Source organism: Pseudomonas silensiensis, from assembly GCF_050434865.1.
GTDB classification, from domain to species: domain Bacteria; phylum Pseudomonadota; class Gammaproteobacteria; order Pseudomonadales; family Pseudomonadaceae; genus Aquipseudomonas; species Aquipseudomonas fluorescens_W.
Genome location: NZ_JBNDJH010000014.1, coordinates 183023 through 191340, shown reverse-complemented (window position 1 = coordinate 191340; position 8318 = coordinate 183023). Strand labels below are relative to the sequence as shown.

Annotated in this window: 12 protein-coding genes, 1 tRNA gene and 1 pseudogene; 5 read left to right on the top strand and 9 right to left on the bottom strand. The window is 55.0% G+C overall.

From position 1 onward, the window contains the following. Positions 1 to 1031: RHS repeat-associated core domain-containing protein (locus QF010_RS20795; RefSeq protein WP_429533836.1), on the top strand; the 1031-nt coding region annotated here is incomplete at its 5' end. Next, positions 1028 to 1459: a DUF6896 domain-containing protein gene (locus tag QF010_RS20790; RefSeq protein WP_429533835.1), complete on the top strand. Its 432-nt coding sequence runs from the start codon at positions 1028 to 1030 to the stop codon at positions 1457 to 1459. The genes QF010_RS20795 and QF010_RS20790, both read left to right, overlap by 4 nt. A gap of 143 nt (positions 1460 to 1602) precedes the next feature. On the opposite strand, the gene QF010_RS20785 is transcribed toward QF010_RS20790, so the two are convergent. The 9 genes and pseudogenes from QF010_RS20785 to QF010_RS20745 all read right to left on the bottom strand — a co-directional run bounded on the left by QF010_RS20785 (position 1603) and on the right by QF010_RS20745 (position 5463). Next, positions 1603 to 1815, bottom strand: coding sequence for a hypothetical protein (locus QF010_RS20785; protein WP_033055720.1), 213 nt, complete (start codon positions 1813 to 1815; stop codon positions 1603 to 1605). A gap of 108 nt (positions 1816 to 1923) precedes the next feature. Beyond that, on the bottom strand, positions 1924 to 2112 hold the full coding sequence (locus tag QF010_RS20780) for a hypothetical protein (protein WP_046047922.1): 189 nt from the start codon (positions 2110 to 2112) through the stop codon (positions 1924 to 1926). Positions 2113 to 2240: 128 nt separating this feature from the next. After that, the gene (locus tag QF010_RS20775) at positions 2241 to 2669 is read right to left on the bottom strand and encodes a glycine zipper domain-containing protein (RefSeq protein ID WP_033055722.1); all 429 of its coding nucleotides are present in this window, start codon (positions 2667 to 2669) and stop codon (positions 2241 to 2243) included. Positions 2670 to 2853: 184 nt separating this feature from the next. After that, positions 2854 to 3225 (bottom strand): hypothetical protein, encoded by a 372-nt coding sequence (locus tag QF010_RS20770; RefSeq protein WP_033055724.1) that lies wholly within the window; start codon positions 3223 to 3225, stop codon positions 2854 to 2856. Positions 3226 to 3892: 667 nt separating this feature from the next. Beyond that, positions 3893 to 4213: a YbjQ family protein gene (locus QF010_RS20765; protein WP_033055729.1), complete on the bottom strand. Its 321-nt coding sequence runs from the start codon at positions 4211 to 4213 to the stop codon at positions 3893 to 3895. Between the two features lie 34 nt (positions 4214 to 4247). Further along, positions 4248 to 4597, bottom strand: a pseudogene (locus tag QF010_RS20760) (6-aminohexanoate hydrolase); the annotation flags it as partial. A 21-nt stretch (positions 4598 to 4618) separates the two neighbouring features. Then, entirely contained in the window at positions 4619 to 4801 is a 183-nt protein-coding gene (locus QF010_RS20755) for a hypothetical protein (RefSeq protein WP_082459027.1), read from the bottom strand. Positions 4802 to 5130: 329 nt separating this feature from the next. After that, a tRNA-Ser gene (locus QF010_RS20750) sits at positions 5131 to 5220 on the bottom strand. Between the two features lie 93 nt (positions 5221 to 5313). Continuing rightward, complete coding sequence (locus tag QF010_RS20745; RefSeq protein ID WP_156363906.1) at positions 5314 to 5463, bottom strand: hypothetical protein; 150 nt, start codon at positions 5461 to 5463, stop codon at positions 5314 to 5316. 64 nt (positions 5464 to 5527) lie between these two features. On the opposite strand from QF010_RS20745, the gene QF010_RS20740 reads away from it, so the two are divergent. The 3 genes from QF010_RS20740 to QF010_RS20730 all read left to right on the top strand — a co-directional run bounded on the left by QF010_RS20740 (position 5528) and on the right by QF010_RS20730 (position 8287). Further along, positions 5528 to 6217, top strand: a complete 690-nt coding sequence (locus QF010_RS20740; protein WP_429533834.1) for a crotonase/enoyl-CoA hydratase family protein — start codon at positions 5528 to 5530, stop codon at positions 6215 to 6217. 213 nt (positions 6218 to 6430) lie between these two features. Continuing rightward, positions 6431 to 7153, top strand: coding sequence for a 1-acylglycerol-3-phosphate O-acyltransferase (locus QF010_RS20735; RefSeq protein ID WP_429533833.1), 723 nt, complete (start codon positions 6431 to 6433; stop codon positions 7151 to 7153). Positions 7154 to 7315: 162 nt separating this feature from the next. Then, positions 7316 to 8287, top strand: coding sequence for a magnesium and cobalt transport protein CorA (locus tag QF010_RS20730; protein ID WP_008148819.1), 972 nt, complete (start codon positions 7316 to 7318; stop codon positions 8285 to 8287). Positions 8288 to 8318: the final 31 nt, after the last annotated feature.

Here is an 8318-nt window from a genome sequence, read left to right as displayed (position 1 = left end):
GCGGCACCGGGCAAAAACTGCTCACCGAGTACCGCTACGACTGCCAACACCGCTTGGTCGGCGTCACAACCCCTGACGGCCGCAGCGCCAACTACGGCTACGACGCCTTCGGCCGCCGCATCGCCAAAACCGTCGACGGCAAAACCACCGAGTTCTTCTGGCAGGGCGACCACCTCGTCGCCGAACACAGCCAGGATCACCACCGCAGCTACGTTTACGAACCCGGCACTTTCCGCCCTCTGGCCATGCTCGACGGCAAAGGCCCGCACCGGGCCTGTCCGTTCTACTACCAACTCGACCACCTCGGCACACCGCAGGAACTCACCGACTACAGCGGCGACATCATCTGGGCCGCCCGATACACAGCCTATGGCCGCCTGACTCGCCTCAACCGCGACACCCATCAAGTGCTTGATCAGCCATTAAGGTTTCAGGGGCAGTATTTCGATGCGGAGACAGGCCTGCATTACAACCGGCATCGCTACTACAATCCGGATGTTGGGCGGTATTTGACGCCGGATCCGAGCAAGTTGGCGGGCGGGTTAAACGGGTATCAGTACACGCGGAACCCGACAGGGTGGGTTGATCCGCTGGGGTTGAGTGAGTGTCCGGGTGGGGACGGGTGTAAGCGGCCGGCGTTTGGGGATGAGGATCCGGCGGGGACGGCTAAGGTTGATGAGGGTGAGCCCGATCTGCCTTCCCTGATACATGACATTGATCCAAGCATTTTACTTAGAACGCATTCGTTATCTGGCAAAGGTTCAACTAAGCGTGTAGAAAATATCGCAAAGGACATGCGTGAAACTGGTTTCGACACCAATTTCCCAATAGATGTCGCCGAAAATGACGGCAAGCTCTATATCCTGGATGGACATCACCGCGCTTCAGCAGCAAGGCAGACATCAACAAATGTGATCATTAAACTTGTGAGAGATGTCGCGAGCCATAGAGGGTCGCTGAACAGTATTGATGAAGTTCTAGAATCCGCGAACAACGTTGGGCATGACCGGCTGGAGCATCGAAGAAGATGAACTACAGGAACGAAAGTCTTGAGCAACTCATATTCGACTTTCTTTCGATGGTCGATAAAGCCACCTCTTTGCTCGAAGAAAAATTCGGTACTCGATGCATTCTGAGGCTGTGGCGTAGCAATAAAATAGAGCGGTGTGGAACTGTTGTTGGAGACATAACATATGAGCTACATGGAGTCGGCTGCGCTGTTTACTTTCCTGATTTCTGTATAGATTTCGACTACGGCTCGGATGGAAGGACAGACGGATTTGATGTTTGGAGACTCTATATTTTTGCTTGCGAACTACCATCAAAATACAAAAAATATACTGACAAAGCCGTTTTGGAGAACGAGTTCAAAGAATACGTAACCTTAGGAAAAATTGAGAAAATGTCAGGTTCAACAGACGAACTCTATTTCTTTAAGAACAACGTTAATTCTAAATAATTGACTAAATTTTCGGGGTTCCTGTTGAGAGGTTCGACCCCTAGCATAGGGTGCTAGGGGTCAAGTGTTTGTAAATTCTGGCAGCCATCGCTTTTTAAAGGTGCTGCACAATCAACGAGCGGCGATTGCACCACAGCGTTTATTCAGCTCGGTTCGCTTGAGCCGTCATCTCCAGCAATGTCCGGGTCATCAGGGTTCGCTTCCACGTCCCCACGCTTCACTTCCTCAGACGGCAATTGCTCCACAGCAGTGTCGTCATCAGGCGGACGTTGATCACGACTCAGGGGATTGGTCGGTGAAGGCAGCGGATATTCGGGGGTATCGTCGATGTCGGAGTCTTTCGGATCAGCGTTCATAAACCACCTCTCGAGGGGCCTGAAAAGCAGGCCCTGAAGTTTCGAGGATTGCGCCCTGCATTGCGTTCGATCAGAGAGACGATCGGTCGAGTCCATCGCACAGCAGGGTCAATCTTCGTCCTCATCCTCTTCCTCGTCTTCGAACTCGATATTTCCGACGTCGCCCGCATCATCAGAATCATTGAGCGGCACTGTTGCGTCATCCATCAACGAACCTGGGTCTTCGTTTCCTGGATCGTTAATAAACGGAAGCCCGCTCGGGCCTTTTTCTTCCTTGCCTTCGGTTTCAGGAGTCATGGCATGCCTCATAACATTCTGGGGTGTATGAAGTTCGAGGCGGCCCACGACCAAACGTTCCAGAGTCCTGCTCCTGAAACGAAAAAACCCGGCGCCAGGCCGGGTTTCTGCTGTGACTCAATGACGAATCAGTGATGTTTGTTTCTGTGCTTATTTTTATGCTTATGATTGTAGCCGTTACCGGAGTGCGAACTGCCGCTGTCGTTACCCAAGTTGTTGCCTACTGCCCCACCCGCCGCGCCGCCCAGGCCTGCACCGATAGTGGAACCGGTCTTGCCGCCCAGGCTATTGCCGATCACCGAGCCACCGGCCGACCCTAAACCACCACCAATAGCCGCTTCTGTGCGACTGCCTTTGTTCGCACCGACCGCGCTACCTGCCGCGCCGCCTACACCGGCGCCAATCGCGGCACCTGTGCTGCCGCCCATTTGCTGGCCGACCACGTTACCTAACGCACCGCCAATACCACCGCCAACGGCAGCTGTGCCGTCACCGGCAGCCATTGCACCTTGAGCGACCAAGAGTCCCAGAACCAATGTGGACAATGTCAAACGCATGATATGAACCTCTAAATTCCGTATCGGGGGTAAGAGAACGCGTTACGGATGGCGTGAGTCTAGCTTTTTCATCACACCAGCGCTGATTGTTGGACAACAGTAGATTCAAAGAGCGTGAAGAAAAAAATATCTAGATACAAAAAGCCCGGCATCAAGCCGGGCTTTTTGAGCTGATCGATCTGGATCAGTGACGCTTATGACCTTTGGCCAGGTTGCTGCCCACGCCGCCGCCCAATGCGCCGCCCAAGCCTGCACCGATGGTGGAACCGGTCCTGCCGCCCAGGCTGTTGCCGATGATCGAGCCGCCGGCCGCGCCGACACCACCACCAATGGCGGCTTTAGTGCGGCTGCCTTTGCGTGCGGCAACCGCACTGCCGGCTGCGCCCGCTACACCAGCACCAATCGCTGCACCGGTGCTGCCGCCCATGCTCTGGCCGACCACATTACCCAGCGCGCCACCCAAACCACCACCGATGGCGGCAGTGCCGTCACCCGCAGCCATCGCACCTTGAGCAACCAAAAGCCCCAGAACCAAAGCAGGCAGTGTTAAACGCATGACAAGAACCTCAAAAAAAGGGGGTAACCGAAAGGGACGAGATTGAATGCTTTAGAGGAGACAAAGTCCAGACACGCACGGGTACAACCTCGCAATAGGCGACGGTTGGACAGCGATTTTGGAAAAGGTTTTATGACAGGCAAAAAAAAGCCCGCTGGGGAACGGGCCAGGTACTGCTTTCTAACGGATGAGTTGAGCCTACGTAGATAGGTGTGAAAAGTTTGTGAAAAAAAACCAACAGCGTGTTGTGTATCTGTAGTCCAAATCCCGACAGCCGACCTTGTGAAAATAAAAACCCCGCTCAATGGCGGGGGCTGTCCGTTTGACGGTTACTTCCCGGAAGGCGCCGGCACCCTCTTGGGCAAGAAATTCGCCTTTTCGGTTCGGGGCTTCTTGGATTTCACTTTGGCGACCTGGACCCGATCTTCACCAAAGCCCGACACATACTCCGCTTGACCACACTGCACGCAATTGTTAATCGGAAACTCAGACCCGTCGTCTTCGATATACGAATCAGCCATACCTTTCCCCTCTCAAAAAAGGGTCGACACCGGCAAGCCCTATTTGCCTGAAAAATATCGACCTTTAACGCTTTTGAGACTAGCCAGTCATTACCGGACTTGTAGTTCGAATTATTGCATCCCGACGAACGGCCTCGTCACCATATTCACCTCAACTTGACCGCCGTCCCGGTCACAAACACCACCACCATCCCGCCCTTTCCAGCCGGCATGCTGATCTCATAATCAAGCCCCACCACCGCATCAGCCTGAAGTGCCCGCGCCCGCTCCTTCAACTCGTCGGTTGCCTGAATCCGTGCTTCCTTCAACGCCCGCTCCAATGTCTGAGAGCGCCCACCGAAAAAATCCCGCATCCCGGCGAACATATCGCGAACAACGTTGACCCCCTGCACCGACTCGGCACTGACGATGTCCAGGTAGGCGGTGATTTGTCGGCCTTCGATGGTGTGGGTTGTGGTGGTGATCATTAAATTTCCTTCTTCATGGCCCGGGGATAATGACTCAAGGCAGCCTGGACAGGTGTTGAGCCAACGCATCAAACGCCGGCAAGGTGACCGGATCATTAGCCGAGTTACTGGCGACCGGATGGGAGGCGTAGCGAACAATCACCATTTCGGCTTTCGGGTCGACATAAATGCGTTGCCCATGGACCCCGCGCGCCATGAAGGCTCCGCCCTCTTTGTTGGTCACCAACCACATCGAACGGTAACGCGCAAGCCCGTGTTCAAGCCGCCGCCAGCAAACGGGGTGCCAATGGAATCCACCGTGAAATAGGCGTCCTGCTCAACCCCCAAACGGCTCCAGATCCGCTCCGACAACAATTGTGCGACGTTGCGACCGGTCGCTCGAGCGGGCTTGGGCAGTCCAACAGGTTAAAGCAACTTGACCAACACAGTTGTGACAGTGGCCACCGTGCCAATCAACCCAGTCGCTACAGCCACCGGATACCAAAAAGTTTCACGGGTCATCTTCCCGGCCTCGGCGTTCAGCTTGCGCTGCTCAGCCATCAGCTTGACGATCTCCACGTGAACCTTTTCCAGTTCCGCCTGTTCCATGGTGAGTTCCTGCATAACGTGCGTTTGTCCTTCCAGATAATAGGCCGCGTCATGTGCCTCGCCGTTGATTCATTTTGTACGCCAAAGGCGTAAAGCGAATACCCCTCACGAAACGGCTCGTGTCAGGTGCCGAAACCTATGAGAGCACCCAGCTACCTGGCTTTCCAGCATGACTTCCCACATGCCTATTCAGCCGTCCTGCATGAATTTCGGAAACGTCTTCGCCGATGAGCTTGGGTGAATAACATTGCCATCCACAAAATCCAGACGCCAGAAACCACAAAACCCCTGACTTCTTTCGAAATCAGGGGTTTTGGTTACATCGAATTTGGCGGTGAAGGAGAGATTCGAACTCTCGATACAATTTCTTGTATACACACTTTCCAGGCGTGCTCCTTAAGCCACTCGGACACTTCACCGTATCTCGTCAAACATGTTCTGTCTGTCGAGGCGCGCTAATGTAGTCGAAAGCTTTTCCGATGGCAAACTTTTTTTGCAGAATTTTCATGTGCTTAGCGTTTTAGTCGTTCGAGCAGGTTCCAATCCATGGCAAACCCGCCAATCTCCGGCGTCGCGCCCGCTTCTATATAGAGGGAAATGCGCGGCGGGCGTGGCGGGCGACGCTTGCCGGGCGGGGAAAGGGTGACTGGGCGGTCAGTCACGGCGCTTTACCTGGCCTGCGGCGGTGAGTAACGTCTGCCCTACTTTATTGAAAGGATTAGCGTCATGAGTGAGTTGATTTCTTACCATCTCGAAGACGGTATCGCGACCCTGACCTTGAGCAATGGCAAGGTCAATGCCATCTCTCCGGACGTGATTGCTGCGTTTAACGCCGCGCTGGATCAGGCCGTGACTGATCGTGCGGTGGTGATCATTACCGGTACGCCCGGGATTCTGTCGGGCGGTTATGACTTGAAGGTGATGACCTCCGGCCCTAAAGAAGCCGTGGCGCTAGTGACTGCCGGTTCGACCCTGGCCCGTCGCCTGTTGTCACACCCGTTCCCGGTGATCGTGGCGTGCCCTGGGCATGCGGTGGCCAAGGGCGCGTTCCTGTTGTTGTCGGTGGATTACCGCATTGGTGTCGACGGCCCGTTCACCATTGGTTTGAACGAAGTGCAGATCGGCATGACCATGCACCACGCAGGTATCGAGCTGGCCCGTGATCGTCTGCGCAAGTCGGCGTTCCACCGCTCTGTGATCAACGCAGAGATGTTTAATCCGCAAAGTGCAGTGGATGCCGGGTTCTTCGACCTGGTGGTGTCGGCCGAAGAGCTGCAAGGCGCGGCGTTGGCGGCGGCTCGTCAGTTGAAGAAGATCAACATGATCGCTCACAAGAACACCAAGCTCAAAGTGCGTAAAGCGCTGCTGGAGACGCTGGACAACGCGATCATCCTGGATCAGGAACCTTTGGTTTAAGTCCAAACCTGCAAAACCGAAAAGCCCGACCGTCGTGTCGGGCTTTTTCTTACGCTCTCCGTTGAAAAGCCTACAACCGCTCTAGATCGCGTCTGACCCATAAGTCGGAAACATGCGCTCAAACATCGCCCATCTCCCACCTCTATAGCGGCAATTGCCGAAAACAGTGCACATCCGTACACTGCGCCACCTTTTGTCCCGGTGGGCCTGTAAATGCTGTTTGTGTTTCGTATGTTATTGATGGGCCTGCACTTTATTCTGGCCGGTGTGCTTGGGGTGTTTCTGGGTCTGTGCCGACCGTTCAATCCGGACAACAGCCGTTTGTGCGCGCGTCTTTATGCATGGCCAGCGATGTGCATTTTGCGTCTGCGGGTGAAGGCTGACGTCGGACCGCTGATGGATAAACCCGACAGCTGCGTGATCATCGCCAACCATCAGTCCAACTACGATCTGTTTGTCTTTGGCAACGTGGTGCCCCGCCGCACCGTGTGTATCGGCAAGAAGAGTCTGAAGTGGGTGCCGCTGTTTGGTCAGTTGTTCTGGCTGGCGGGCAATGTGCTGATCGATCGCGGCAATGCGCAGAAAGCGCGCCAGTCGATGCTGACCACTACTCACACGCTGCAGAATGAAGACACTTCGATCTGGGTCTTCCCGGAAGGCACGCGCAACCTGGGCGAAGAGTTGCTGCCGTTCAAGAAAGGCGCCTTTCAAATGGCCATTGCCGCCGGCGTGCCGATTGTTCCGGTGTGTGTCAGCAGTTACGTTAAACACATGCGATTGAACCGTTGGCGCAGTGGGAAAATTCTGATCCGCTCGTTACCGGCGATTCCTACGGCTGGATTGAGCCTGGATGACATGCCGCTGCTGATTGCCCTGTGCCGCGAGCAGATGCGCGAGTGCATCGCTTCGATGGATCGGCAACTGCAAGTCGCATAAAAGAAACCCGCCTTGTGCGGGTTTTCTTTTGCCTGTGAGCTTTTGCCTGCGAACTCAGCAGATTTCACTGACTCTCAAGCAGTAGACAGGGCTAAGCTGGAGACTGCCTGCCACTGCCATCTTTGCTAATAGAAAGCTGCCAATAAGAAGTGAATCACTATCATGGGTAGAGTTGTTGCTGCTGCGGTTTATAGCGCCGGTAAAAAAGTCACCAATATCACCCTCGATGAAGGCGCTGCCTGGGCGGCAAAGCCTGGCCACTTTGTCTGGATCGGCCTTGAAGAGCCGAACGCCCAGGAGCTGTTCAACCTGCAACGCCAGTTCAACCTGCACGAACTGGCCATCGAAGACGCCCTGGAAAAACACAGTCGACCGAAACTGGAAACCTTCGGTGACGCACTGTTTATCGTCACGTACTCGCCTATCCGAAATGAAGGAAAACTGGAGTTCATCGAGACTCATATCTTTGCCGGCAAGGGCTACATCATTACCGCACGCAACGGTCACTCGGCGTCCTACGCCCATGTCCGACAGCGTTGTGAGGCGCGTCCGCTGTTGCTGGAGCACGGGGAAGATTTCGTACTCTATGCCATCCTCGACTTCGTGATCGAAAACTACCAGCCCATGGGCGAAGCGATCCACGCAGAGATCGATGAGCTGGAACGCAACGTCATGTGTAGCTCCCTGAACGAGCGCGACATTCAAAAACTCCACAGCCTGCGCCGCGATGTACTGCGCTTGCGCCGGTTTGCGGCGCCGATGGTGGAGATCGGTGAAGAATTGCAGAAGCTGAGTTTCCCGTTCATCGACAAGAACATGCGCCCGTACTTTCGCGATGTGCAGATCCACGTGACGCGGCAGATGGAAGACCTGACGACCCTGGCGGACATTGCCAGCCAGACGATTGAGGTTGGGGTGTTGCTGGAGGCGTCACGTCAAAGCGTGGTGCAGCGCAAGTTTGCGGCGTGGGCGGCGATTCTGGCCTTCCCGACGGCGGTGGCGGGGATTTACGGGATGAACTTTCAAGACATGCCAGAGTTGAGTTGGCATTACGGGTATTTCGGGGTGTTGGGGGTTATTGCGGTGGGGTGTGTAAGTTTGTGGGCGAGTTTCAAGAAATCCGGGTGGTTGTGACAGGCGTTGTGGCGAGGGAGCTTGCTCCCTC

What these genes read in the sequence shown, in the direction of transcription:
- QF010_RS20790 (WP_429533835.1), top strand. Translation starts at nt 1,028, where the DNA reads ATGAACTACAGGAACGAAAGTCTTGAGCAACTCATATTCGACTTTCTT.
- QF010_RS20785 (WP_033055720.1), bottom strand. Translation starts at nt 1,815, where the DNA reads ATGAACGCTGATCCGAAAGACTCCGACATCGACGATACCCCCGAATAT.
- QF010_RS20780 (WP_046047922.1), bottom strand. Translation starts at nt 2,112, where the DNA reads ATGACTCCTGAAACCGAAGGCAAGGAAGAAAAAGGCCCGAGCGGGCTT.
- QF010_RS20775 (WP_033055722.1), bottom strand. Translation starts at nt 2,669, where the DNA reads ATGCGTTTGACATTGTCCACATTGGTTCTGGGACTCTTGGTCGCTCAA.
- QF010_RS20770 (WP_033055724.1), bottom strand. Translation starts at nt 3,225, where the DNA reads ATGCGTTTAACACTGCCTGCTTTGGTTCTGGGGCTTTTGGTTGCTCAA.
- QF010_RS20765 (WP_033055729.1), bottom strand. Translation starts at nt 4,213, where the DNA reads ATGATCACCACCACAACCCACACCATCGAAGGCCGACAAATCACCGCC.
- QF010_RS20755 (WP_082459027.1), bottom strand. Translation starts at nt 4,801, where the DNA reads ATGGAACAGGCGGAACTGGAAAAGGTTCACGTGGAGATCGTCAAGCTG.
- QF010_RS20740 (WP_429533834.1), top strand. Translation starts at nt 5,528, where the DNA reads ATGAGTGAGTTGATTTCTTACCATCTCGAAGACGGTATCGCGACCCTG.
- QF010_RS20735 (WP_429533833.1), top strand. Translation starts at nt 6,431, where the DNA reads ATGCTGTTTGTGTTTCGTATGTTATTGATGGGCCTGCACTTTATTCTG.
- QF010_RS20730 (WP_008148819.1), top strand. Translation starts at nt 7,316, where the DNA reads ATGGGTAGAGTTGTTGCTGCTGCGGTTTATAGCGCCGGTAAAAAAGTC.